The organism is Pseudomonas sp. RtIB026 (assembly GCF_016861355.2).
In the GTDB taxonomy this organism is placed as follows: domain Bacteria; phylum Pseudomonadota; class Gammaproteobacteria; order Pseudomonadales; family Pseudomonadaceae; genus Aquipseudomonas; species Aquipseudomonas peradeniyensis.
Genome location: NZ_AP023348.2, coordinates 4,205,687 through 4,230,901 on the forward strand (window position 1 = coordinate 4,205,687; position 25,215 = coordinate 4,230,901).

A 25,215-nucleotide genomic window follows, 5' to 3' on the forward strand; every position below is an offset into this window, starting at 1 on the left:
TTGGGCCCATCCTAACCATCGCGCTATGATTCGATAATTCGAAAGAACTTATTTCTGCGATCCAATATATGAATATCGGTAACAAGGATCTCAACCTGCTGCACCTGTTCCAGGTGCTCTACGAAGAGCGCAGCGCCTCCCGTGCCGCGCAACGCCTGGCGCTCAGCCAGCCGGCCCTGAGCCACAAGCTCAACAAGCTGCGCCACCAGTTTGGCGACCCGCTGTTCGTGCGCGCGCCACGCGGCCTCACGCCCACCCCCAGGGCCCACGAACTGGCACCCGAGGTGCAACAGTTGATCGGGCACCTGCAGGACTTCTTCAGCCGCTGCGACGGCGAGCACTTCCTCGAACGCCCGGTCCAGTTGCACCTGTACAGCACCGACTACCTGGAGCAGACCTTGCTGCCCGGGCTGCTGCCGATTCTTCGTGACCAAGCGCCCAACCTGACCCTGATCACCCACAACACCCGGGGCGACCTGCCCCGCGAGGCATTGGAGAAAGGCACCTGCGACCTGGCCATCGCCGGCTTCTACAGCGACCTGCCGGACACCTTCCACCAGCAGCGGCTGCTCAGCGAGGACTTCGTGGTGCTGGCCGCCGCCGACAACCCGAGGTTGGTCGACGGCCTGACCCTGGAGGCATTCGTGGCCTGCGACCACCTGTTGACGACCTTGACCGGCGATCTCGACGGCCGGGTCGACCAGGCCCTGCGGGCCCTCGGCCAGCAACGTCGGGTGGTAGCCGGGCTGTCCAGCTTCATCGCCCCCACACGCCTGGTGCGTGGCACCGACCTGCTGCTGACCTGCCTGCGCTCGCTGGCCATGGAGGCAGTCGAGCGCGACCCAGGCCTGCGCCTGCATGCCCTGCCCCTGGTGCTGCCGCACGTCGAGGTGATGCAGATCTGGCACGCGCGCACCCACGCCGATCCCTTGCGTGGCTGGTTCCGCCAGCAGGTGTGGGAGGTGGCGCAACAGGTCATTGCACCAGCTGGTTGATCTCGATGATCGGCATCAGCACGGCCATGACGATCAGCAGTACCACCGCGCCCATGACCACGATCATCAACGGCTCCAACAGCGCGGTCATGCCCATGGCGCGGCGTTCGATGTCCTTGGCCAGGCTGTCGGCTGCGCGGTCGAGCATCGGCGGCAGGTTGCCGGTCTTCTCGCCGCTGGCGATCAGGTGGATGAGCAGCGGCGGAAAGACCTTCTCCACCGCCAGCGCCGAAGCCAGCCCGGCGCCCTCGCGCACCCGCGCCGTGGCCTCGTTGACGCACTGGTCGAGGCGGTCGTTGCCCAGGGTCTGGCGCGCCGCCTCCAAAGCCCGCAACAGCGGCACCCCCGCGCTGCCGAGGATCGCCAGCGTGGAGGCGAAACGCGCCGTGTTCAGGCCCAGCACGAAGCGTCCGAACAATGGCAGGCGCAGGATCCGCCCATGCCAGGCCAGGCGCGCCGCCGGCGCGCGCAGGTAGACCCGCCAGCCCCAGAACACCCCGGCCAACAGGGCGAAGCACAGCACACCCCATTCGCGCACAAAGTCACTGGCCGCCAGCATGGCCAGGGTCAACCCGGGCAGGTCCTGGCGCGCCTGGGTGAAGGCACTGACCACCTGTGGCACCACGTAGCTGAGCAGGAAAATGACGATACCCACCGACACCAGCCCCACCACCCCGGGGTAGATGAACGCGGTGAGGATCTTGCCGCGCAGGGTGTTGCGGTCCTCGATGTAGTCGGCCAGGCGCTCCATCACCTGGGCCAGGTCGCCGGACTCCTCGCCCGCCGCCACCAACGCCCGGTAGATCTCGGGGAAATCCCGTGGCCGCTCGGCCAGGGCATCGGCCAGGCGCATGCCGCTGCGCACATCGCCGCGCACCGCGCCCAGCAACTGCGCCACATGCTTGCGTTCGGCCTGCTCCAGGGTCGCACCCAGCGCCGCTTCCAACGGCAGGCCGGCGGCCAGCAGGCTGGCCAGCTGGCGCGTGGCCCAGGCCAGGTCGCCGTCGGACAGCTTCGCGCCGAACAGACCATTGCCCTGCCCGGCCGCGGCCTGGGCCTCGACCTCCAGGGTGGTCAGGCCCAGGGCACGCAGTTGGGCCATCGCCGCCGCCGGGCTGTCGGCTTCGAGCAGGCCCTTGACTACGCGGCCCTGGGCATCGGCGGCTTCATAGCGATAGCGATTCATCAGGCGTCCCGTGTCACACGCAGGATCTCTTCCAGGCAGGTGCTGCCACTGTCGACCCAGCGCTGGCCGTCCTCGCGCATGCTGCGCATGCCGTTGCGCCGGGCGGCGGCGCGCAGGACCTGTTCGTCCGCGCCCTGATGCACCAGGCTGCGCACCTCGTCGTCCACGCAGAACAGCTCGTGGATGCCGGTACGACCGCTATAGCCGCAATGGTTGCAGTGCGCACAGCCCACCGCACGGTACTGCCCGGGCGTGGCCGGGTCGGGCTCGCGACAGTGCGGGCACAATCGGCGCACCAGGCGCTGGGCCAGTACCCCGAGCAGCGCCGAGGCCAGCAGGAACGGCTCGACCCCCATGTCGACCAGGCGGTTGACCGCCGACACCGCGTCGTTGGTGTGCAGGGTGGCCAGCACCAGGTGCCCGGTCAGCGAGGCCTGCACGGCGATCTGCGCGGTCTCCAGGTCGCGGATCTCGCCGATCATGATCACGTCCGGGTCCTGGCGCAGGATGGCGCGCAGGGCCACGGCGAAGCTCATGTCTATACGCGCGTTGACCTGGATCTGGCTGATGCCCGGCAAGTCATATTCCACCGGATCCTCCACGGTGAGGATGTTGCTGACGCTGGCGTCCAGCCGCGCCAGCGCGGCGTACAGGCTGGTGGTCTTGCCCGAGCCGGTGGGGCCGGTGACCAGCACGATGCCATGGGGCTGGCGGATGAGCTGGTCGAGCCGCGCCAGCAGGCCTGCGTCCATGCCCAGTGCTTCCAGGCGCAGGCGTCCGGCCTGCTTGTCGAGCAGGCGCATCACCACCCGCTCGCCATGACCGGTGGGCACGGTGGAGACGCGGATATCGATGGGTCGCCCGGCCACGCGCAGGGCGATGCGGCCGTCCTGGGGCAAGCGCTTTTCGGCGATGTCCAGCTGCGCCATGATCTTGATCCGCGACACCAGCGCGCCGTGCAGCGCCTTGCGCGGCGAAACCACGTCGCGCAGGGTGCCGTCGACCCGGTAGCGCACCAGGCAATGGCTCTCGAACGGCTCGATATGGATGTCGCTGGCCTGGTCGCGCGCGGCCTGGGTGAGCAAGGCGTTGATCATGCGGATCACCGGCGCGTCGTCCTGGGCCTCGAGCAGGTCGGTGACTTCCGGGATGTCCTGCAGCAGGCGATCCAGGTCCACCTCGTTCTCCGCCGCGCCCACCACCGCCGCCGCGCTTCCGGTGTCGGCGTAGGCACTGACCAGCAGCGCGTCCATCTGCGCATCGTCGAGCGCCTCGACCAGCACCTGGCCATGGCGCCTGCGCACTTCGGCCACTGCCCAGGCCGGGCTCGACGGGCAGCGCGACAGCACCGCACCGGCCTCGCCATCCACCTGCAGCACCAGGCGTTGGGCCTTGGCCCAGGCGTATGGCAAGCGGCTCAACGCGCCACCTCGTCCACCGGCACCGCGCGGATCGCGGCCCGTGGTGCGCGCAGCGCCGCCGGCTGGGCGCGGCCCTGGTCGGGCACGCCCTGCTCCACTGGCGGCAACAGCGGCATGTCCATGTCCGGCAAGGCCCAGGAATGCTCGGGCTTGAGGCTGCCCTGGGCGCGGCGGATGAAGTCGTAGCGGTTCAGGGTGATGCTGCGCCCGACCGCCGCATCGCGCACGATGTAAGGGCGCAGGAACACCATCAGGTTGGTCTTGTTGCTGGCGCGGCGCTCGCTGCGAAACAACGCACCGACCCCCGGCAGCCCGGACAGCCACGGAATGCCCTCGTTGGTCTGGGTGTAGCCGTCCTGCAGCAGGCCGCCCAGGACCATGATCTGGCCATCGTCGAGCAGGATGCTGGTGTCGATGGCGCGCTTGTTGGTCACCGTGCCGGCGGCGCTGGAGGCGCGCTGGTCGACGCTGCTGACTTCCTGGTAGACGTCCAGCTTGACCGTGCCGCCCTCGGAGATCTGCGGACGCACGTTCAGCCGCAGCCCCACCTCCTCGCGCTGGATGGTCTGGAACGGGTTGTTGCTGTTGCCGCCGCCGTCGGTGACGTACTGGCCGCTGACGAAGGGGATGGTCTGGCCGACGAAGATGCTCGCCGCCTCGTTGTCCAGGGTCAGCAGGTTGGGTGTCGACAGCACGTTGCTGCCGCCCTTGCTCGTCAGCGCACGGGCCAGCACCTTGAGGTCGAGCACCTCGCCGATGCCCGGGATTTTCACCGTGCCATCGACCACCCCCACTGACAGCCCCTTCGGCAGCACGTCGATGCTGCTGGGTCCCTTGACCAAGCCGCTGCCGCCGAGGTTGGCGCCGCCAAACACGCCATTCTTGCCGAGGTTACCGGCCTGCCACTGGATGCCGAACTCGTTGGCGTCGTCTTCACCGACTTCGACGATCAGGCTTTCCACCACCACCTGGGCGCGGCGCTGGTCGAGCTGGTCGATGACCTCGCGCAGGCTGCGGTACAGCGGCTCGGGCGCGGAAATCAGCAGGGTGTTGGTGGTCTTGTCGGCCTGGATGGTCGCGCCACCGGCGGAGAACGCGGTGCCCTGGTCGTTCTGCTGGGTGGTGCTGCCATAACCGTTCGGTGTCGTGCCGGCGCCCTGGCTGTTGCCACGGATGCTGCTGGCGTTGTTGTTGGCGCTGTTGCCTTGCGTGCTGCTGCCATTGCCGTTGGCGCCGTTGCTACTGCCGCCGGTGAGCATGCCGCCTCCACTGAGCAGCGCACGCGTGGTGTCGTTGCCGGCAGTGTCACTCTCGCCGGTCAGCAGCCCGCGCAGGCTCTGCGCCAGCTTGTCGGCCTGGGCATTGCGCAGGTACACCACATGCAGGTTGCCGGCGCTGTTCTGGGCGTTGTCGAGCTTGTAGATCAGGTCGCGGGCCAGCTGGGTGCGCTCAGGGCTGCCGGAGCGGATCACCACGCTGTTCGAACGCGGGTCGCCCAATACGCTGATCTTCTGGGTCGGGTCGCTGCCCTGGCTGTCGAGCAGTTCATTGACCATGCCGGCGATGTCGCTGGCGATCCCATTGTTGATCGCCACCACGTCGGTGTCGATGGCCGTGGGAATGTCGACCCGGTCGAGGATCTGCGCCACCCGCTCGAGGTTCTCGGCGTAGTCGGTGACGACCAGGGTGTTGTTGCCGGGGTAGGCATTGATCGGGTTGTCCGGCGAGACGATCGGGCGCAGCACCGGGATCAGGTTGACGGCGTTCTCGTATTGCAGGCGGAAGGTGCGGGTGACCATGCCGTTGCCGGCGTCGCGGTCCCCGGTCACCAGCGCGCCGCCGAGCAGCTTAGCGTCGGCCTGGGGCACCACCTGGGCCACACCGCCGACGTCGACCACGCTGAAACCTTGCATGCGCAGGGCCGACAGCAGCATGGCGTAGGCCTTGCTGGCGGGGACTTCGCCCTCGGAGACCAGGGTCAGCTGGCCCTTGACCCGCGGATCGACCAGGAACTGACGCCCCGTGGCACGGGACAGGCCGCGTACCACCGCCTGAATATCGGCGTCGACGAAGTTCAGCTGTACCGGCTGGTCACCCAGTGGATTGGCCTGGGGCGGCGTCGCCACGGCGCGGCTGTGGCGCTGACCGACCCGAGGGGCAGGCTGACGCGTTGCCGGGCGTGTTTGCGGCTCTGGCTGCGCACGATGATCCAGCCCGGCCGACGAGGCGCCGGCCTCGGCCAGCGGGCGGCCCAGCTCGCTGCTGGCCAGGGGGCGTTGCGCGATCGGCGCGCTGGCGCAGGCACTGAGCGCCAAGGCCAGGAGCAAGGGCGCGAACGGCAGTCGCGGTGAACGGAGGGACATCATGAAGGGTCCTTAGCGCCATGCGCCTGATCCATGCGAAGAGTTCCGGAGAAGGTCACCGGGCTGCCCGGCTCGGCAGCCGGATCGCGGCGCAGCGCCAGTTGGCCGGTGTCCAGGCCGAGCCGTGGCGGCACGCTCTGCAGCCAGGCCATCGCCGCTTCGGCCGGGGCCCGGTGCCAGCTCAGGCGCCAGGCATCGCCCTCGGCATCGAGTTGTGAGTGTTCTTGCAGGCCTGCCTGCTCCAGGCTTTGCCGCAATGCCAGGGCGATGTCTGCTGGGCGCTGCGCCAGTCGCTCGCCGAGCAGTGCGTCGAGCGCCTGGGCCTGGCCGCGCAGCTTGGGTGTCTCGGCTTGCCAGTGGTCGATCCGGGCCAGGGCCGGCTGGACCAGCACCTGCCAGCAGAACAGCACGCCGAGCAGACCGCCGCCCAGGGCGACGGCGCGGCGCTCCCGCGCGGCCAGGGCCTGCCAGCGTTGCCGCCCCTGCGCACGCAGGGTAGCCAGGCGCGCCTTAATCGACATGGGCCAGCTCCTCGCCAGACGGATTGGCCGCTCGCAGTGTCCAGCCCTGCCCGCTGGCCTGGCCGTCGATGCCACGGGCGGCAAGATCAGCCTGCCAGGCGCTGTCCGCCGGGACCTTGCCGCCGTCGGGCAAGGGGGTAATACGCAGCTGGCCATCCTGGTAATCCATGGCCTCGACATTACCGGCCAGGAACGGCATGACCTGCCCGGCACCCTCCAGCAATGCCGTCAGCCCCGCCGCCGCGCTACCCTGCCCGCCCTGCAGTTGCTGGCGCGCCTGCTGCAACGGGTTGAGCACCACCGGCAACTGCGGGAAGGCCGTGCGCACCTGTGTGACCATGCGGGTACGCAATGCTTCGTCCTCTCGAGCCAGGTGCGCGGCGTAAAGATTAAGGCCCAGGCACCAGACCAACGTTGCCGCCGCCCAGATGCCCATCGTGCGCCCCCAGGCCATCGGCTTCGTCGGCCCGGCCAGCCCGCCGCACAGATCCGCCGCCGACAGGGCATCGTCCTGTCGGGCGTACAATCCAGCCGACCTGATGCCATCGACCTGCAACCACGCCTGCAGCCTCGCCAGTTCCGTCAACCCGAGCCAGGCCACCGCGACCTGCCCATCGGCCCGACGCGGCCCATGCGCGACATGGACCTGCCCGGCATCACCCAGCACCAGCCCCTGCACCGCGCAGCACACGGCCGACGTAAGGCGCTTGCCGGCCAGGGGTGGCATGGCGATCTCCAGGGCCAGGCTATCCTGCTCGTGCAGGTGCAGACGCCAGGGCGCGCCCTTGGCCTGCCGAAGCAACTGTCCACGGCTCGCCTGCCCGTGCCGATCAGCCAGGCGATACTCCAGCACCGACGCCTCGTCCAGTTCGGCCAGCGGTGCCAGCCATACCTCCATGACCGTGCTCATGCGCCCACCCGACGCCAGATGACATCCGGCAACTGCCCCTCGCGCTGGCGCAACAGCGCCTGCAGGGGAAGTTCACGATTGCCCAGGCGCGCCAGGCCATGCAGGCGGAACCAGTCGCTGTTGATCCCCACCCGGACGTTGGCCATGGCGAGGGATGGCATGCGCAGACGATTGACGAAATCGCCGCGATTGATGAACCAGCGCCCGCCGTCACGTTCAGCCACCAACGCCGCGGCCTGCTGCAACGACAGGCCCGGCACCTGAGCGGCAAGCACTTCGGCACTGGCGGTGTTGCCGTTGACCCAGGTCAGCGCCGGCAGCACCGTGACGAACCGGCGCAGGCGCTTCAGGGCTTCGCCATCCATGCCCTTGAGCCCGGCCAGGGCCTCGACGCTGCGCAGCATCGGGCGCCTGGCCGGCAACGCTTCGTCGGCGCTGGCCGGTGAAGTCGCACGGCCGCTGGCCAGGCCCAAGCCGGCATTGGCGGGAGTGGCCAGCGGACGCTGTGGGTAGCTATCGATCACCTGCCCGGCAATGGCCGTGGCCAGTCGCTCATTGACCCCTATCAGCGCGCACAGACGCTGGAAGGTCGCCAACGCCTCGACGTCCACCTGGCCATCGACCACCAGGTTGCGCAGGTTGAACTTGCCCTGCTCGTCCTCCAGTTGCCCGTCGAAACGCACGCTGGCGGACGGCACATCGCGCATCGGGCGTGACCAGGGCTGGCCGCCGCGCACCAGCGGATCGCGCAGGCGCTGTTCGAACAGCACCTGGCGGCTAAGCTGCAAGCCGCCTTCCAGGGCCCATTGGCCTTGCAATGCCAGCTGGCGATTCTCCACCTGACGGGTCAGCAAGCCCTGACGCTCGATCATGCCGGCGGCAATCACCGCCACTACCGCAGCGATCAGCAACGCACTGATCACGGCCATGCCCTCCTGGCGCGCCATGGCCGGTCACAACTGCCAGGAGCCGAGATCGGCATTCACCCCGTCGCCGCCGGCCTGGCCGTCGGCGCCCAGGGAGAACACATCGATCTCGCCGTTGGCGCCCGGGTTCAGGTACTGGTACGGGCGCCCCCATGGGTCGTTGGGCAGGCGGTCGAGGTAGGCGCGCCATTGGCCGTCCTTGGCCTGGGCCGGTTTTTCCACCAGCACCTTCAGGCCCTGGTTCTGGTTGGGGTAGGCGCCGTTGTCCAGCCGGTACAGCTTGAGTGCCTGCATCAGCCCGCCGATATCCTGGCGCGCCGCAGTGGCGCGGGCCTGGTCGGGGCGATCAAGCACCTTGGGCACCACCATCGCCGCGAGAATCCCGAGGATCACCACCACCACCATGATCTCGATCAGGGTAAAGCCTTGCTGGCGGATACGCTGGGCGGGCATGTTGCGGCGGTCGATCTGCATCTCGGCATTCCTTGCGTGAGTTCGAATCGGGGGCCGATTGTGGCAAGCCGGTATGTCACGGATATTGAAAAAGCTCGGGAGTCGGCGTCGTCAAACCGTCATCGCGCCGCTCTACAGTGCCGCTTTGGCCTGCGCGAATGGAGTTCCCGTGCGCACCACCGAGGACGGTTTCACCCTGATCGAAGTGCTGGTGGCGCTGACCATCGTCGCCGTGGCCATGGCCGCCGCCGTGCGTGCCACCGGGTTGATGACCCAGGGCAACGGGCTGTTGCGCGACAAGGGACTGGCCCTGCTGGCGGCCCAGGGGCGCCTGGCCGAACTGCGCCTGGAGGGCGGCGCGAAGGCAGGCGTCAGACAGTTCGAATGCGACCAGGGGCGTTTGCGCCTGCGCTGTGAGCAACGCTTGTCGCGTGCGCCGGGGGCGATGCTGGAAGTGTCGCTGCTGGTCTTCGACCGCCAGCGCGAAGGGCCGGCGCTGGCGCGATTGCAGACATTGGTGGGTCAGTGAATGTGAATCGGACGCCTTCGTGAGAGCGAACTCGTGGGAGCGGGCTTGCCCCGCGATAGCGCTCGCCCAGGCAATCGCTATCGCGGGGCAAGCCCGCTCCCACCGCATCCTTACAGCCAGGCCTTCAGGGATGATCCTTACAGCGAGGCGCGCACCTCAGGATGCCCCTCCTCCACCCGCGCCGCATACCGCTGCGCCAGCACCGCGCAGACCATCAGCTGGATCTGATGAAACAGCATCAACGGCAGGATCATCGCCCCAATGCCGCCCCCCACGAACAACACCTGCGCCATGGGCACGCCTGTCGCCAGACTCTTCTTGGAACCAGCAAACAGGATGGTGATGCGGTCCTCGACATTGAATCCCAGCACCCGCCCGAGCAAGCGCGTGCCCAGCAACACCACCGCCAGCAGGATAGCGCACACGGCGAACAGCCCGGCCAGGTGCTGCGGCGACACCGTATGCCACAGACCGGTGACCACCGCTTCACTAAAGGCGGTGTAAACCACCAGCAGGATCGAACCCTGGTCCACCACCTTCAGCCAACGTGCATTGCGCTTGACCCAGGCGCCGATCCAGCGGCGGGCGACCTGCCCGGCGACGAAGGGCACCAGCAACTGCAGGGTGATCTTCAGCACCGCGTCCAGCCCGGAGCCGGTGTCGCCCGAGGCGCCCAGCAACAGCATCACCAGCAGCGGCGTCAGGAAGATCCCCAGCAGGCTCGAGGCCGCCGCGCTGCAGATCGCCGCCGGCACGTTACCCCGGGCCAGCGAAGTGAAGGCGATGGCCGACTGCACCGTGGCCGGCAAGGCGCACAGGTACAGCACGCCCAGGTACAGCTCGTTGCCCACCAACGGCACAAACAGCGGCTTGAACGCCAGGCCCAGCAACGGGAACAGCACGAAGGTGCAGGAGAACACCAGCAAATGCAGGCGCCAGTGACCGGCACCGGCGATGATCGCCTCGCGCGACAGCTTGGCGCCATGCAGGAAGAACAGCAGGCCGATGGCCAGGTTGGTCAGCCAGCCGAACAGCACCGCCCCCTCGCCGGAGCACGGCAGCACGGTGGCGATGAACACCACCCCGAGCAGGGCCAGGGTAAAGTTGTCGAACAGCATCCGTAGATATCTCATCACAGTTTCCGTCTTGTCTTTGTGCAAGCCTGGACGATAAGGTCTTGGCCCTTGTGCCGCTAACGCCGGAACCCCTGTCGGTGTCGCCCAACGGACACCTCGCTTCGCCACGCCCCTGATCCACGACAAGGAACGCCCCACCATGAAACGCCCCCCACGCCTGCTGCTGGCCGCCACCCTGATGCTGGCCGCGCCGCCGCTGCTGGCCAACGACCTGCAAGCCACCGTCGATGACGTGATCCCGGCGCTGATGCGCGAGCGAGGCATCGCCGGCATGGCCGTGGCGGTGTATGCCAACGGCCAGTCGCATTACTTCAACTACGGTCTGGCCGACAAGGCCAGCCGCCAGGCAGTGAGCCGCGACACGCTGTTCGAGGTCGGATCGGTGAGCAAAACCTACACCGCTACCCTCGCCGCCCTGGCCAGCGCCGAAGGCAAGCTCGACTTGCAGGCCCCTGCCAGCCGCTACCAGCCGGCCCTGGCCAAAGCCTCGATCGGCAGCGCCAGCGTGCTGGAACTGGGGGCCTACAGCGGCGACTGCCTGCCGTTGCAGTTCCCCGATGAGGTGCAGACGCCGGCCCAGACCCTGACCTGGTTCCAGCACTGGCAACGCCGCTTCGCGCCCGGCACCCACCGCTGCTACTCGAACCCCAGCCTGGGCCTGTTCGGCGACCTCGCGGCCCGCGCCCAACAGCGGCCGTTCGCCGAACTGATGACCCAACAGGTGCTGCCCCGCCTTGGGCTCAAGCACACCTATCTGGAGGTGCCGGCCAGTGCCCGCGGGCTCTACGCACAAGGCTACGACGCCAACGACAAGCCGGTGCGGGTCAACCCGGGCCCCTATGCCGAGCAGGCCTATGGCATCAAGACCAGTGCCAGCGACCTGCTGCGCTATGTGCAGTTACAGCTGCAACCGGACACCCTCGACCCGGTCATGCGCAAGGCCATCGCCATCACCCAGTCCGGTTACTTCAAGGTCGGCGCGATGACCCAGGGTCTGGGCTGGGAGCGCTACCCCTACCCGGTCAGCCTCGACACCCTGTTGGAATACAACGGCGACAAGATCATCCGCGGAGAAAACCCGATCCAGGCGCTGAACCCGGCGCTGCCCGCCGAGCCTGCCGCCTGGTACAACAAGACCGGCGCCACCGGCGGCTTCGGTGCCTACGTGGCGTTCGTGCCGTCCAGGCAGATGGGCATCGTGCTGCTGGCCAACCGCAACTACCCCAACGAAGAACGCGTGCGCGCCGCGCAACGCATCCTTTCCAGCCTGGAGCCGTGACATGCTGAAGATCCTTGGCAAGGCCTCGTCGATCAACGTACGCAAGGTGCTGTGGACCTGCGCCGAACTGAACCTGCCGTTCCAGCGCGAAGACTGGGGCAGCGGCTTTCGCGCCACCGACACGCCCGAGTTCCTGGCGCTGAATCCCAACGCCATGGTGCCGGTGATCGTCGATGGCGACTTCGTGCTGTGGGAATCCAATACCATCCTGCGCTACCTGGTCAACCAGTACGGCGGCGAGGCGCTCTACCCCGGCGCCCCCCGCGCCCGCGCCGCGGTGGACCAGTGGCTCGACTGGCAGGCCACCGACCTCAACGACGCCTGGCGCTACCCGTTCATGTCGCTGGTGCGCCAGTCGCCGGCGCACCAGGACCCCGCGCTGCTGGCCGCCAGCAGCGCTCAGTGGACGGCCAGGATGCGCCTGCTCGAAGCACGCCTGCAGGCCACCGGCGCCTATGTCGCCGGCGACGCCTTCAGCCTCGCCGACGTGGCCATCGGTCTGTCCCTCAACCGCTGGCGGCGCACGCCCCTGGAGCACCCCGAGCTGCCGGCGCTGGAGGCCTATCATGAGCGGCTGCGCCAACGCCCTGGCTACCTCGAGCACGGCGACAACGGACTGGCGTGACAGAACCGGCAGGATTGTCCGACAAGATGTAGTGAGCAAAAATATTCACTACAAACCTGTTGACGCCCTTCCCGCGCCTTGTGCATGATGAGGCCGTCTCCCCGATCGGGAGCGGTGGCAAGGGTGTTCCAGACGGCCTGCGCGGTAACGCAGGCCGTCCGTGGAGAGGGAAACTGCCCAGAAGGCAGCGTGAGAAAGCCCCTGTTGCGATGCTGCTGTAGCAGCCTTGGTTAGCGCGCTACATGGTGTGGCGCCGAATGTGAACTTCAGCCGAACTTCACCAACGAATGAGAGTAATGGGGGCTTTATGATGAACTTGAACAACAATCCAACCATCGACCAATTGGCCCGGCTGTTCGCCGCACGCAAGGACAGCCTCGACGACCACCTGCTGTGGGTCAGCCAGTCCGGCGAGGTCCGCCTGGATCGCCTGCCGCCGAACACGGTTGAAGCCGAATTCGAATCGCACATGCCCAGCATGCGCGCCCGCTTCAAGGTCTACCGCCGTGGCCAGGGCTACGTCGGCAGGAAGGCCGCCGCCGACACTTCCTTTGTCGGTCGCGTGCTGCAGACCCTGCAACAAGAATGGCCCGCCGCCCGCGAGCGGCAGGCAATCAAGGTGATCGACTCGCTGAACTGAATGCCTCGGCAGTCCACCGTTGCTTGAGCCCGGCCCGCAAAGGCCGGGCTTTTTCATGCCTGATGGCCAGCCCTTTCACAGGCAACCGATCCGCAGACTGTTGTACCATCCCGCGCCTTTGATCAAGGAAGACGCGCCATGCGCCGTTTGCTGTTCCTGCTGTTGCTCCTCAGCCTGACCTCCTGCGCCCCGCGCCTGCCCTCCCCGCCGGCTCCCGAACCCGCCGCCCCGCCCCTCACCCTGCTCGATCATGGCCGCTTCCGGCTCTGGTACGACTGTCAGCGCGGCGAGCCGCACCGCTTCGCGTTCACCCTATGGAAAGACCAGGGCCATTTGCAGCGCATCGACAACTTCCGTATCGACCGTAGCCTGCCCGAGGGCTGCAGGGGTCAGTTCTCGGCCAAGGCTTACTCGACTCCCAAGGGTTACCACCGCGGACACCTGGCGGCCAACAATCATTTCGACGACGACCGCGTGGCGATGGATGCCTCCAACCTGATGAGCAACATCGTCCCGCAGCTGGCCTCTCACAACAGCCGCACCTGGTACCAGACCGAGCTGCTCACCGAGTGCTACCGCGACCTGCACCCGGTGACGGTGATCGGTGGCGTGGTGTTTGGTCATGCCGGCGCGGCACTGGACAACGACGCCTTTGTCACGTCCCACGGCATTGCCACGCCCGAGGTGTTCTGGAAGGTGCTGCTGACCGAGGATGACCAGGGCAAGCCCCAGGTCATCGCCTGGTGGATCCCGCACCAGGCCGGGCTGGGCACCGACCTCGACCCATACCTGCGCAGCGTTCGTGAAATCGAGGCGTTGCTCGGCCCGGACGAACTGCCAATCGATGTTCCCGAGTCGCTCAAGGACCTGCGCGCATCGCACACCTGGCCGCTACCCGCACGTTGCGATCGGGAATGACCGCAACCTGTTCCCTGAAGATCATCGCTCCGGCCTCGTTCATCCAGCGGGCCTCACCTCTTTGCCAACCTGGTCCATGAAAGTACCGAAGCGCTCAACCAAGGACGTTCCCGTGTCGCAGATCCACCGCCTTATCCAACTCTCCCTCGCCGCCCTCGGCCTGACGACCCTCATGGCCTGCAGTGCCCCTCCCCAGGTAAACGCGAAAGTCGACGCCATCACCATGGCCAGCTTCACGGCAGCCATGCAGAGCGCGCTCATCAACCGGATCGCTGCCGCCAACCAGGGCACCCTGGTTGGCGTGGTCACGCTCAAGCTGACCCTGGACCGAAACAACCAACCCACCGCCTGCAAGGCCGTGCGCAGCTCCCCCGCCGTGCAAAGCCAACTGCCCCCGCTGACGGTAACCTCCGACTTCAAACAGCTGGCGCAACTGGTCGAGCGCCAATGTTGGCAAACCACCTACCCGCCCGTACCCGAGGGCTTGTTCGAGAACAACGAGGTCGAGGTGATCGCCCCCCTGGTACTGATGCCTCACCTGCAGAGATCGCTTGTGCGGCCATGAGGTCGATGGGGCGGTGCTAACGGATATCCGGAGGTCGCCCCCGACAAAGCCTCCTCGCCCTGCCGCTTGTCTACTGGCCGCAGAACAACGACGGCGCGTCTCGAGCGCGCCGCATCCGCCCAGGCTGCCCAGCGCAACGGAGAGCATCCATGTCCATCCCGCATGAGGTCCCGCCCGCCACCTTGCGGCGGGTGATCGTCGCCTCGGCCATCGGCAACTTCGTCGAATGGTTCGACTTCGCCGTCTACGGTTTTCTCGCCACCCTGATCGCCAGCCAGTTCTTCGCCAGCGAAGACGCAGGCGTCGCCCTGCTCAAGACCTTCGCCGTGTTCGCCGTGGCCTTCGCCCTGCGCCCGCTCGGCGGTATCGTGTTCGGCGCGCTGGGCGACCGGCTCGGACGCAAGCGCATCCTGTCGCTGACCATCCTGCTGATGGCCGGCTCCACCACCCTGATCGGCCTGCTGCCGACCTACGCCAGCATCGGCGTGCTGGCCCCGGTACTGCTCACCCTCGCCCGCTGCCTGCAGGGGTTTTCCGCAGGCGGCGAATACGCCGGTGCCTGCGCCTACCTGATGGAGCACGCACCGCGAGGCAGACGAGCGTTCTACGGCAGTTTCGTGCCGGTCTCGACCTTCTCCGCGTTCGCCTGCGCGGCGGTCATCGCTTACGGCCTTGAGGCCAGCCTCACATCCGAGGCGATGAATACCTGGGGCTGGCGCGTGCCGTTCCTGGTCGCCGCGCCCCTGGGCCTGGTGGGCCTGTACCTGCGCTGGCGCATGGAAGAGACTCCGGCGTTTCGCCAGGCGCTGGCCGAAGGCAAGGCCCACGGGCACTCGCCGCTGGGCGATACCCTGCGCCACCACGGCCGGACCATCCGCAATCTCGGCGCATTCATCTCGCTGACGGCGCTGTCGTTCTACATGTTCACTACCTACTTCGCCACCTACCTGCAGACGGTCGGCCATCTGAGCCGCGCCCAGGCACTGCTGGTCTCGACCGTGGCCCTGCTGTTCGCCGCCGCCGGCTGTCCGCTGGCGGGTGCCTTCAGCGACCGCGTCGGCAGGCGCCGGACCATCGGTTTCACCTGCCTGTGGGTGATGCTCGCGGTGTTTCCCGCCTACTGGCTGGCCAGTTCCGGTTCGTTGCCGGGGGCATTGCTGGGGGTGATCCTGCTGGCCATCGGCGCACTGATGAGCGGCGTGGTCACCGCCGCGCTGCTGTCGGAATGCTTCCCCACCCGCAGCCGCTACACGGCCTCGGCGATCACCTACAACGTCGCCTACACCCTGTTCGGCGGCACCGCGCCGCTGGTGGCGACCTGGCTGATCGAACAGAGTGGCAGCCGCCTGGCGCCGGCGTTCTACCTGGTGGTGATTGCCCTATTGGCCCTGGTGGGTGGGTTGGCCCTGCCGGAGACTTCGCAGGTCTCACTGCATGGGGAAGACAAGGGGGCGCCCCAGCTTGCCGATGAGGATCAGGCGATGGCGCCAGACTGAACATGCAGCATATTTACGCGCCCTTCCGATAGCACCAAGACATGGCCATGGGCCATGTATTAGCATGCCTGGTTTTGGTGGCCTAAGGCCGCCAGTCTTGCTCCCACTCACAGTACCGTGAGTGGGCCAATGCCATGTGAAGGATGCGTGAATGGCTACAGATGTCTGCACCCTGATGGGAATCGCTTTTGACTGCTTCCAGCTGGACAAGGCTGCTCCCAAGTTCTTTGGTTTCGCCGAACTGCTCAGTGGCCTGGCCCTGACCCTGCTGGTCTGGACCATTGCCGATGTACGCTACAAATTTCGTATTGAGACCGCCGGATTCAGGGTACGAGACACCTCGATCGCTATCGTCTTGGCGCTAGGTGTAGTGATACTGATTACTGATCTATGGCGCTACAGCCAATGGTGGCTCCCCCAAAAAGGGCCGATCACTCCCGAGATCTGGCAATTCATACTGGGCCTGGTGTTCTTCGCGGTATTCAGCACGTGGTTGATTGTCGCGTTCCTGAGCCCTCCCGTCTTCAACCGCCGAAATGCCAGTCAATTCTGCAAGAGTGTCGAGTCTCGGCTAGAGCGTGGGGCCGCGAGCGAATTGACGATTGTCGCAGCAGAGTTGACCCGGTCATCCAGCAGCATTATCAGCCATGCTGCCGAGCGGGCAGTGAAAAGTAATCTCGAGACGACAGCATGCGCCAGGGAGTTACTCAAAACCATTGCCAGTCCCAGGTTTTGCAGGGTGTTCGTGGAAAGCGCGCCGAAGTTGATCATCAGCTTGTTCAACGAAATCCGCATACAAGAGGCGTATGGTCCCGAAGCAGAAAATCTTGCACGAAATGTCTTGACCGCCGCCATCAACAATCGTGATTCGTTCCTGTTCGTAGAACTGCAGCATGAAGAGCTCGGTTTGAAGGACTACCCCGTTATCAGGGCACTGTGTGGCGACCTGACCATGGTCAACGGTATCAGCATGCTGCTTTCTCCCTACACTTCGCGCAAAACCCCATGGGATCTCGAACAATGGCGCGCTTACCTCCACTTGGTCCTGGAAGCGTTCGCTACGTATGTGAAGGGGCCCTGCACAACGAATCCCAATTCGCTGCATTGGGCATATCAGAAAATTCGCGCGATTTATGCAGATCTGAATGCGGATCTGTCAGTTCAGGAATTGCGGCCCGACGAGGATCTTTACCAGCGCCTCAAGGCCCTTGGAGAATTAATCGAGAACATGGTTGAACTGCTGGACAAGCACAAAGCGCCTGCGCCCCTGCCGCACACAACTATCGCCAAGATCATCCTTGATCTGATTGAAGCAGCCTCTTGCGTACGCAAGCCACGCCACGTGGCGAGGAAGATCCAGGCCACACTGGTCTGGGAGGACATCCTCAACTCCTGCGCACTCAGGAGCGATGCAGGTACAGCGATCCAGATCATCGTACATGAACAGCTCCTGAACACGATCAAGCAATGCCCGGATCTCGATAGCGTTCGCTTGCTGGGATATTGCCTCAACGTGCTCGGCTTCGTGGTCTCCAAGGAAGACAGCGGCTATGGATCGACCTGGAGAACACTTCACGTCGAGTTTCTACAGTGGGTCAAGGCGAATCTGGCAGGGATGCTCAAGCGATATCCCCGCATGGCCAGCGAATGCTTCGTCGAAGGGATGTCATTCGATGCGCAGCATAATCGACTGGTCATACGCTACCCCACCGATTGGGGTGACATACCGCCTGAATACTTCGAACTGGATCCAGCACCTAGCGAAACGCAAACCGTTGTGAGTTGAATAAGGTAAAAAGGGGGCGCACAGCGCCCCCTGACCCGCAGGTATTAAGGCAAATCGAATCTGTCCAACTCCATCACCTTCACCCACGCCGCCACGAAGTCCTTGACGAACTTGTCCTTGGCATCGCTGCTGCCATACACCTCACTCAAGGCACGCAGTTGCGCATGGGAGCCAAACACCAGGTCGACCCGGCTGGCAGTCCATTTCACCTGACCGGTCTTGCGGTCACGGCCTTCAAACGCCTCGTTGTCCGCCGAGGTCGGCTTCCACTCCACGCCCATGTCCAGCAGGTTGCGGAAGAAGTCATTGCTGAGCACGCCGACCTTGTCGGTGAACACGCCGTCCTTGCTGCCGCCATGGTTGGCGCCGAGCACCCGCAGGCCGCCGATCAGCACGGTCAGCTCCGGTGCGGTGAGCGTCAGCAACTGGGCCTTGTCCAGCAGCAGCTTCTCAGCCTTGACGCTGTAGCGGGTCTTGCTGAAGTTACGGAAACCGTCGGCAAGCGGCTCGAGCACGGCGAACGACTCGACGTCAGTCTGCTCCTGCGAGGCATCCACACGCCCCGGATGGAATGGCACGCTGATGTTGTGCCCGGCATCCTTGGCCGCCTTCTCCACCGCCGCGCTGCCAGCCAGCACAATCAGGTCGGCCAGGGAGATCTTGTTGCCGCCCTCGCTGCGGATCTTCTCCATTGCCGTCAGCACCTTGTCCAGGCCCTGGTTCGCCGTCCAACCGTTCTGCGGAGCCAGGCGCAACCGCGCACCGTTGGCACCACCGCGCTTGTCGGAGCCGCGGAAGGTCGAGGCCGAGGCCCAGGCGGCGGAAACCAGTTCAGGGACACTCAGCCCCGAAGCCAGCACCTTGGCCTTGAGCGCGGCGATATCGGCGTCGCTCGGTTGCGGTCCTGATTTGGGCAACGGGTCCTGCCACAGCAACTCCTCGTTGGGCATTTCTGGCCCTAGGTAGCGGGCCAACGGGCCCATGTCACGGTGGATCAGCTTGTACCAGGCACGGGCGAAGGCGTCGGCAAGCTGGTCGGGATTGTCCTTGAAACGCCGGGCGATGGGTTCGTAGACAGGGTCGAAACGCAGCGCCAGGTCAGAGGTGAGCATCGAGGGCGCATGTGTCTTGCCCGGGTCGTGGGCATCGGGCACGGTCCCCGCACCCTTGCCGTCCTTTGGCCGCCACTGGTGGGCACCCGCGGGGCTCTTGGTCAGTTCCCACTCGAAATTGAACAGGTTGTTGAGGTACTCGTTGCTCCACTTCGTCGGGGTCGACGTCCAGATTACTTCCAGACCGCTGGTGATAGTGTCGCCGCCCTTGCCGGTACCGAACTTGTTGCTCCAGCCCAGGCCCTGCAACTCCAGACCTGCGGCTTCCGGCTCGGCGCCGACATTGTCGGCAGGGCCGGCACCGTGAGTCTTGCCGAAGGCGTGGCCGCCGGCAATCAACGCCACGGTTTCTTCATCGTTCATGGCCATGCGGCCGAAGGTCTCGCGGATGTCCTTGCCGGATTTCACCGGGTCGGGCTCGCCTTCCGGGCCTTCCGGGTTGACGTAGATCAGGCCCATCTGCACGGCGGCCAGCGGGTTTTCCAGGTTGCGTTCGGCCGACAGGTCGCGGTTCTGTTCCTCGCCATGCTTGGCGGGCTCGGCCACCAGGTCCCCCTGGCCGGGCGGCTGGGCCTTGACCTGGTCCTTGCCGTAGCGGGTATCACCACCCAGCCAGACCTTCTCCGAGCCCCAGTACACGTCCTCGTCGGGCTCCCACACATCGGCGCGACCACCGGAGAAGCCGAAGGTCTTGAAGCCCATGGATTCGAGGGCGACGTTGCCGGTGAGCACGATCAGGTCGGCCCAGGAGATCTTGTTGCCGTACTTCTGCTTGATCGGCCACAGCAGGCGCCGGGCCTTGTCCAGGCTGACGTTGTCCGGCCAGCTGTTGAGCGGGGCGAAGCGCTGCTGGCCGGAGCCGGCGCCGCCACGGCCGTCACCGATGCGGTAGGTGCCGGCGCTGTGCCAGGCCATGCGGATGAACAGCGGGCCATAGTGGCCGAAGTCGGCCGGCCACCAGTCCTGTGAGTCAGTCATCAAGGCGGTCAGGTCATTTTTCAGGGCCTGGAAATCGAGACTCTTGAACGCCTTGGCGTAGTCGAAGTCCGGGTCCATGGGGTCGGACTTGCTGGAGTGCTGGTGGAGGATCTTCAGGTTGAGCTGGTCAGGCCACCAGTCACGGTTGCTGGTGCCGCCACCGGCGGTCTGATGGAACGGGCATTTCGATTCGTTCGCCATCTGCTTCTACCTTTTGGGTCGGTTCAATTCAGATTTCCGGGCGTTCTTGTATTTTCGTTGCCAGGTGTTGGAACGGGTGCGCCCGAAAGCGCGCCCACTCCTCATCAGTGTGGCCGGGCACGGCGGTGCACCGGCTTTTCGCGGAACCAGCAGAAAGACTAGCCGAGCTTGGGCAGAGGTCTAATAGAGGCGCTATTGGGGGGTGATAGCCTTGCTCTGTCAGCATTGCAAAACGTGTCGCGGGGCAAGCCCGCCCCCACAAACACGTGGGAGCGGGCTTGCCCCGCGACAGCGTTCAGCGCTTGAGTTTGCCGCGTTACTCGGCCACTACCGCCTGCAACCGGGCCCACAGCCGCTCGACATGCGCACGCTCGGTCGGCAGCGCCCCCACCGACACCCGCACCATCCAGCGCCCGTCGAGAGTCGCCGGGGTCACGTAGGCATCGCCCGAATTGTTGAGACGTTCGGCCCAGGCACGGGTATGGGCATCCAGCGCCTCACCCGCGAGGCCCGCCGGGCAATGACGGATGCACAGGGTCTGCAATTGCACCGGCGCCAGCACTTCCCACTGCGCCGTCGCCTCGACCTGGGCAGCCAGCCAACGGGCGTTGTCCAGGTCGCGACGCAGGCGTTGCTGCAGGGCCTCGACCCCTTCGCTGCGCAGCATGAACCACAGTTTCAGCGCGCGGAACCGGCGCCCCAGCGGGATGCCCCAATCGCGCAGGTTCTTCACCTCGCCATCGACCGCCGACTGCAGGTAGCTGGGGTTGGTGCTCATCACCCGGATCAGGTGCTGCGGATCGCGCACGTAGTAGATCGAGCAGTCGAAGGCCACACCCAGCCATTTGTGGGCGTTGACCACCACCGAGTCGGCCAGCTCGATGCCGTCCCACATCCAGCGGCACTCCGGAAGGATCATCGCCGAGCCGGCCATGGCCGAGTCCACGTGCAGCCACAGCTGGTTGGCCTGGGCGATCTCGCCGATCGGACGCAGCGGGTCCAGCGCGGTGGTGGTGGTGGTGCCGGTGGTGGCGACCACGGCGCAGGGCTGGTTGCCGGCGGCCAGGTCCTGCTCGATGGCCTCGCGCAGCGCCTCCGGACGCATGGCGTAGCGGGCGTCGGTGGGGATCAGGCGGATATTGTCGCGGCCGAATCCGGCCAGCAGCGCGGCCTTGTCCACCGAGCTGTGGGCGTGGGCGCTGACGTAGACGATCAATGGCCTGGCCTGGGCCTGCAGGCCGCCGTGCACCTGGGCGTGGTCGGTGGCGCGTTCGCGGGCGCTGATCAATGCCACCAGGGTGCTGGTCGAGGCAGTGTCCTGGATCACCCCGCTCCACTGCCCGCTCAGGCCCAGCAGCTGGCGCAGCCAGTCGAGGGTGGTTTCCTCCAGCTCGCTCAGTGCCGGGCTGGACTGCCACGACAGGCCAAGCACGCCCAGGCCGGTGCTGAGGAAATCGCCGAGCACCGACGACAGGGTGCCGTTGGAGGGGAAGTAACCGTAGAAGTCCGGATGCTGCCAGTGGGACAGGCCGGGCATCACCAGCTTGTCGACGTCGGCGAGGATGGCTTCGAACGGTTCGCCTTGCTGCGGCGCGCCCTCGGGCAAGGCGGCCTTGAGGTAGCCCGGCTGGACCTGGGCCATGACCGGGCGCTCGCCGACGGTCTGGCGGTAGTCGGCGATCAGGTCGATCAGTTGGTGGCCGTACTGGCGGAATTGTTCGGGGGTCACGGGGGCTCTCCTGTGGATTGTCAGGTGCGTGTGCCGGCCTCTTCGCGGGGCAAGCCCGCTCCTACAGGGACCGCGCAATCCTGTAGGAGCGGGCTTGCCCCGCGAAGAGGCCGGCACTGGCAACACAATGCCCGCAGTCTAGGCGCCTGCCGGCTTGCGAATAACCCCGCTTCGCGCATAGCTGCTATGGCGAAGGCGCATGCCCACCTTGCACGCCGAACTGCGACTGGCGCCACACCTCGAATACCCGGTTGCGCAGCCAGCGGTGCTCGGCCGAGGCCTGCAGGCGCTGGTGCCACACCACCCAGTAGCGCTGGGTGTGGTCGATGAAGCCCATCGGCCGCCAGCTCAGGCCGTGCAGCCGCGCCAGTTGCCGGGCGATGTGCTCGGGCACTGTAGCCAGGGCCTGGCCATTGCCGAGCACCTGGACCATGGCACTGAAGAACGGCACCTCCAGGCTGATGCGCCGCTGCAGCCCCTGGGCGCGCAAATGACGGTCGATGAAGCTGTCCTTGTCGCCGCCCCCGGACACCCGCACATGCTTGAAGGCCAGGTAGTCGTCCTGGCTCAGCTCGGCGCGGGTGCTCAGCGGATGGTCATGGCGCATCAGGCACACCGCCCGGTCCTCGCCCAGCAGCCGGCCGTGCAGGTTGGGCGGCGATTCGTCGAACAACGTGGTGGCCAGGTCGATCTCGCCGCTGGCAAGCAAGGCGTACTGCCCAGCCTGCCAGGTGCGGTACTCCAGCGACACGCCCGGCGCTTCCTGCTCCAGCACCGCGACCAGCTGCGGCAGCATGTGCTCGGCCACGTAGTCGGAGGCGGCGAGGCAGAAGCGCCGCTCGCAGCGCGCCGGGTCGAACGCCGCGGGCTGGCGCAGGGCGTTGAGCTCCTCCAGCACCTGGCGCAACGGCTCGACCAGCGCCTCGGCGTGCTCGCTGAGTACATAGCCACGGCCCTGGCGCACCAGCAGCGGGTCATCGAAGGCCTCGCGCAGGCTGGCCAGCTGGCGGCTCAGGGCCGATTGGCTGCAGCCCAGGCGTTCGGCGGCGTGGCTGAGGTTCTTCAGCTGCAGGAGGCAGTCGAGGGTGCGCAGGTGGGCGAGGCTGAGGGAGGCGAAGGTGGGGTGCATGAGGCAGGTCCGGAAATGATCGCGGGGCAAGCCCGCTCCCACAGACGCGCTGGGAGCGGGCTTGCCCCGCGAGGATGACGCGCGGATCAGTCGGTCAGGCCGACATAGACGTTCTGCACGTCTTCGTTCTCGTCGATCGCCTCGAGGAAGGCCTCGACCTCGGCCAGCGCTTCGGCGCTCAGGCTGGCGGCGCTCACCGGGTTCTTCGGGGTGTAGCCGATCTTCGCCGAGGTGACGGTGAAGCCATGCTCCGGCAGGGCCTTTTGCACGGCGTCGAGGTCGGTGGTGTCGGTGATGAACAGGGTCGAACCCTCTTCCTCACCATCCTCGAAGTCCTGGGCACCGGCCTCGATGGCCGCCATTTCCGGGTCGGCGTCGCCTTCCGGGGTAGCCTCGATCAGGCCGACATGGTTGAAGTCCCAGGCCACCGAACCGCTGGCGCCGAGCTGGCCCTTGCGGAACAGCACGCGGATCTGCGCCACGGTGCGGTTGATGTTGTCGGTCAGGCACTCGACGATCAGCGGCACCTGGTGCGGGGCGAAGCCTTCATAGCTGACCGCATGGTACTGCACGGCCTCGCCGTCCAGGCCCGCGCCTTTCTTGATCGCGCGCTCCAGGGTCTCACGGGTCATCGAGGCTTTCTTGGCCTGGACGATGGCCAGGCGCAGGCGCGGGTTCATGTCCGGGTCGGCACCGGACTTGGCAGCGATCTGGATCTCCTTGGCCAGCTTGCCCATGATCTTGCCTTTGGCATTGGCCGCTGTTTCTCTATGTTTGGCTTTCCACTGTGCGCCCATATCGACTCTCTTTGTTTCCGCGGCCGGTTCAGGAAGCGACCGGCCTTAATAAAGTGGGGAGAGTTTATACGCCCTGCGCACCGGGTTCGACAAGAAATCGCATAACCCACATGGGAGCTCAGCCCTTGTCCGCCTTCCCCGCCGCCGCCGCGAACTTCGCCAGGTGCACGTCCAGCCGGCGCGGCCGCACGCCACGGTCCTCGGCGCGTTCCTTGCGGCGGATGGCATTGCGCACCAGCAACGACCCCAGGTAGCGCACCGGCTCCGGCGGAAACTGCCCCAGCGGCCCCTTGACCAGCGGCGAGCGGGTCCAGGCGTTGTCCAGCCCCAGTGCCAGCGACGACAGGATCTGCCCGCCCATGTGGCACGGCCCCACCCCGCTGCCGGAGTAACCGAAGCCGTAGAACACGTTGCCCTGCCCATCGAGCCGACCGAAGAACGGCAGCCCGGTCACCGAGCGGTCCGACGGCCCGTTCCAGCTTGCCGCCAGCGGCACCTCGGCCAGCGCCGGGAAGAACTCGGCCAGGCTTTCACGCAGCAGTGGCTGGTACGGCGAAGGCTGGTCGAACACCGGCAGCATGCGCCCGCCGTAGGCGAAGGTATTGCCGCCCTTGCCGAGCATCAACCGGCCATCGGAGGTGTTGTGGTAGTAGTGCACGAAGATCCGCGAGTCGAGCACGCTGACGCCGCTGTCCAGGCCGATCTGACGCAACAGTTCGGGGCACGGCTCGGTGATCACCATGTCGCTGGAGACGATCGCCACGCTGCGTTCGAACTGCGGGAAGGCCCGCGCCATCCAGGCATTGAGGCCCAGCACCACGCGGTCGGCGCGGACGGTGCCGGCGCGGGTGCGCACCTGCACCGGCGCGCCGTATTCCAGGCCGGTCATCGCCGTGCCCTCGTGGATGCGCACGCCACGCTGCAAGGCCACCCGGCGCAGGCCGCGCACCAGCCGCCCCGGCTGCACCGTGGCCGCGGCCGGCGAGTACCAGCCCTCCAGATGCCGGTCGGAGCCGGCCAGGCGCTGCACCTGCTCCAGCGCCAGGCGCTGAAACGAATTGATCCCCTGCTGCTCCAGCGCGGCGATCACCGCATCGGTGCCACCGAGCTGGGCCTGGTTGGTGGCGGTGTAGAGCGTGCCGTCCATGCGGTAGTCGCAGCGAATGCCGTTGGCCGCGCAGAACTCGCCGATGGCGCCGATGCTGCGCTCGGACTCGCGCACCAGGCGCACCGCCTCGGCCACGCCGAACAAGCGCTCGAGGGTGAAGTACTTGGCCGACCAGGACAGCGCGCAGCCACCGTTGCGCCCGCTGGCCCCGGCGCCGCAGATGTCCGCCTCGAGCAGCAGCACTTCCAGCTGCGGCGCCTGTTCCTTGATCATCAGCGCGGTCCACAGGCCGGTGTAGCCACCACCGACGATGCACACGTCGCAGCGCACGTCGCCGGCAAGCGGCGGGCACGGCGCCTGGTCTTCCTGGTCCAGGGCCTGTTGCAGCCAGAAGGGTCTCATCTACTTGCTT

The 25,215-nt window shown here is 66.5% G+C and carries 22 protein-coding genes; 9 read left to right on the top strand and 13 right to left on the bottom strand.

The genetic code is table 11. The annotated features are described in order from the left end of the window. Nucleotides 1-68: 68 nt before the first annotated feature. Nucleotides 69-995 carry a LysR family transcriptional regulator gene (locus PRtIB026_RS18660; RefSeq protein WP_203652339.1) on the top strand — a complete coding sequence of 309 codons (927 nt, stop codon included), beginning with the start codon at nt 69-71 and terminating at the stop codon, nt 993-995. Here PRtIB026_RS18660 and gspF read toward each other — a convergent pair. From gspF to gspG, 7 genes are read right to left on the bottom strand one after another with little or no spacing between them, the layout of a single operon-like run. Then, nucleotides 976-2,181, bottom strand: a complete 1,206-nt coding sequence (gene gspF, locus PRtIB026_RS18665; RefSeq protein WP_203652338.1) for a type II secretion system inner membrane protein GspF — start codon at nt 2,179-2,181, stop codon at nt 976-978. The two genes, PRtIB026_RS18660 and gspF, sit on opposite strands and share 20 nt — an antisense overlap. Beyond that, complete coding sequence (gspE, locus tag PRtIB026_RS18670) at nt 2,181-3,602, bottom strand: type II secretion system ATPase GspE (RefSeq protein WP_254464145.1); 1,422 nt, start codon at nt 3,600-3,602, stop codon at nt 2,181-2,183. The genes gspF and gspE overlap by 1 nt, the downstream gene beginning before the upstream one ends. Beyond that, nucleotides 3,599-5,968: a type II secretion system secretin GspD gene (gene gspD / locus PRtIB026_RS18675; RefSeq protein ID WP_203652337.1), complete on the bottom strand. Its 2,370-nt coding sequence runs from the start codon at nt 5,966-5,968 to the stop codon at nt 3,599-3,601. The genes gspE and gspD overlap by 4 nt, the downstream gene beginning before the upstream one ends. Beyond that, complete coding sequence (gspM, locus tag PRtIB026_RS18680; RefSeq protein WP_203652336.1) at nt 5,965-6,486, bottom strand: type II secretion system protein GspM; 522 nt, start codon at nt 6,484-6,486, stop codon at nt 5,965-5,967. The genes gspD and gspM overlap by 4 nt, the downstream gene beginning before the upstream one ends. Further along, on the bottom strand, nt 6,476-7,396 hold the full coding sequence (gene gspL, locus PRtIB026_RS18685; protein WP_203652335.1) for a type II secretion system protein GspL: 921 nt from the start codon (nt 7,394-7,396) through the stop codon (nt 6,476-6,478). Before gspL ends, gspM begins: the two co-directional genes overlap by 11 nt. Further along, entirely contained in the window at nt 7,393-8,325 is a 933-nt protein-coding gene (gspK, locus tag PRtIB026_RS18690) for a type II secretion system minor pseudopilin GspK (protein WP_232855569.1), read from the bottom strand. Before gspK ends, gspL begins: the two co-directional genes overlap by 4 nt. A gap of 24 nt (nt 8,326-8,349) precedes the next feature. Beyond that, entirely contained in the window at nt 8,350-8,796 is a 447-nt protein-coding gene (gene gspG, locus PRtIB026_RS18695) for a type II secretion system major pseudopilin GspG (protein WP_203652333.1), read from the bottom strand. Nucleotides 8,797-8,944: 148 nt separating this feature from the next. On the opposite strand from gspG, the gene gspI reads away from it, so the two are divergent. Then, complete coding sequence (gene gspI / locus PRtIB026_RS18700; RefSeq protein WP_244670987.1) at nt 8,945-9,304, top strand: type II secretion system minor pseudopilin GspI; 360 nt, start codon at nt 8,945-8,947, stop codon at nt 9,302-9,304. Between the two features lie 137 nt (nt 9,305-9,441). Here gspI and PRtIB026_RS18705 read toward each other — a convergent pair whose 3' ends face one another. Beyond that, entirely contained in the window at nt 9,442-10,437 is a 996-nt protein-coding gene (locus PRtIB026_RS18705; RefSeq protein WP_203652331.1) for a bile acid:sodium symporter family protein, read from the bottom strand. A gap of 142 nt (nt 10,438-10,579) precedes the next feature. Here PRtIB026_RS18705 and ampC point away from each other — a divergent pair, with 142 nt between their 5' ends. The 7 genes from ampC (at nt 10,580) to PRtIB026_RS18740 (ending at nt 17,749) form a co-directional block, all read left to right on the top strand. After that, on the top strand, nt 10,580-11,719 hold the full coding sequence (gene ampC / locus PRtIB026_RS18710; RefSeq protein WP_267812665.1) for a class C beta-lactamase: 1,140 nt from the start codon (nt 10,580-10,582) through the stop codon (nt 11,717-11,719). 1 nt (nt 11,720) lies between these two features. Then, the gene (locus PRtIB026_RS18715) at nt 11,721-12,344 is read left to right on the top strand and encodes a glutathione S-transferase family protein (RefSeq protein ID WP_203652329.1); all 624 of its coding nucleotides are present in this window, start codon (nt 11,721-11,723) and stop codon (nt 12,342-12,344) included. A gap of 307 nt (nt 12,345-12,651) precedes the next feature. After that, a complete protein-coding gene (locus PRtIB026_RS18720; RefSeq protein WP_186714050.1) occupies nt 12,652-12,984 on the top strand; it encodes a hypothetical protein in 333 nt (110 codons plus the stop codon). 138 nt (nt 12,985-13,122) lie between these two features. Further along, nucleotides 13,123-13,902, top strand: a complete 780-nt coding sequence (locus PRtIB026_RS18725; protein WP_203652328.1) for a DNA/RNA non-specific endonuclease — start codon at nt 13,123-13,125, stop codon at nt 13,900-13,902. Between the two features lie 112 nt (nt 13,903-14,014). Further along, nucleotides 14,015-14,467 (top strand): hypothetical protein, encoded by a 453-nt coding sequence (locus PRtIB026_RS18730; protein WP_203652327.1) that lies wholly within the window; start codon nt 14,015-14,017, stop codon nt 14,465-14,467. A gap of 149 nt (nt 14,468-14,616) precedes the next feature. Further along, nucleotides 14,617-15,963, top strand: coding sequence for an MFS transporter (locus tag PRtIB026_RS18735; RefSeq protein ID WP_267812669.1), 1,347 nt, complete (start codon nt 14,617-14,619; stop codon nt 15,961-15,963). A 151-nt stretch (nt 15,964-16,114) separates the two neighbouring features. Then, complete coding sequence (locus PRtIB026_RS18740; protein WP_203652326.1) at nt 16,115-17,749, top strand: hypothetical protein; 1,635 nt, start codon at nt 16,115-16,117, stop codon at nt 17,747-17,749. A 44-nt stretch (nt 17,750-17,793) separates the two neighbouring features. Here the strand turns inward: PRtIB026_RS18740 and katG are convergent, their stop codons facing one another. The 5 genes from katG to PRtIB026_RS18765 all read right to left on the bottom strand — a co-directional run bounded on the left by katG (nt 17,794) and on the right by PRtIB026_RS18765 (nt 25,205). Next, a complete protein-coding gene (katG, locus tag PRtIB026_RS18745) occupies nt 17,794-20,040 on the bottom strand; it encodes a catalase/peroxidase HPI (RefSeq protein WP_203652325.1) in 2,247 nt (748 codons plus the stop codon). A 316-nt stretch (nt 20,041-20,356) separates the two neighbouring features. After that, nucleotides 20,357-21,769, bottom strand: coding sequence for a pyridoxal phosphate-dependent decarboxylase family protein (locus tag PRtIB026_RS18750; RefSeq protein ID WP_203652324.1), 1,413 nt, complete (start codon nt 21,767-21,769; stop codon nt 20,357-20,359). Nucleotides 21,770-21,953: 184 nt separating this feature from the next. After that, nucleotides 21,954-22,898, bottom strand: coding sequence for a LysR family transcriptional regulator (locus tag PRtIB026_RS18755; RefSeq protein WP_203652323.1), 945 nt, complete (start codon nt 22,896-22,898; stop codon nt 21,954-21,956). An 86-nt stretch (nt 22,899-22,984) separates the two neighbouring features. Next, complete coding sequence (locus tag PRtIB026_RS18760; protein ID WP_198745486.1) at nt 22,985-23,695, bottom strand: YebC/PmpR family DNA-binding transcriptional regulator; 711 nt, start codon at nt 23,693-23,695, stop codon at nt 22,985-22,987. A 118-nt stretch (nt 23,696-23,813) separates the two neighbouring features. Continuing rightward, a complete protein-coding gene (locus PRtIB026_RS18765) occupies nt 23,814-25,205 on the bottom strand; it encodes an FAD-dependent oxidoreductase (RefSeq protein WP_203652322.1) in 1,392 nt (463 codons plus the stop codon). Nucleotides 25,206-25,215: the final 10 nt, after the last annotated feature.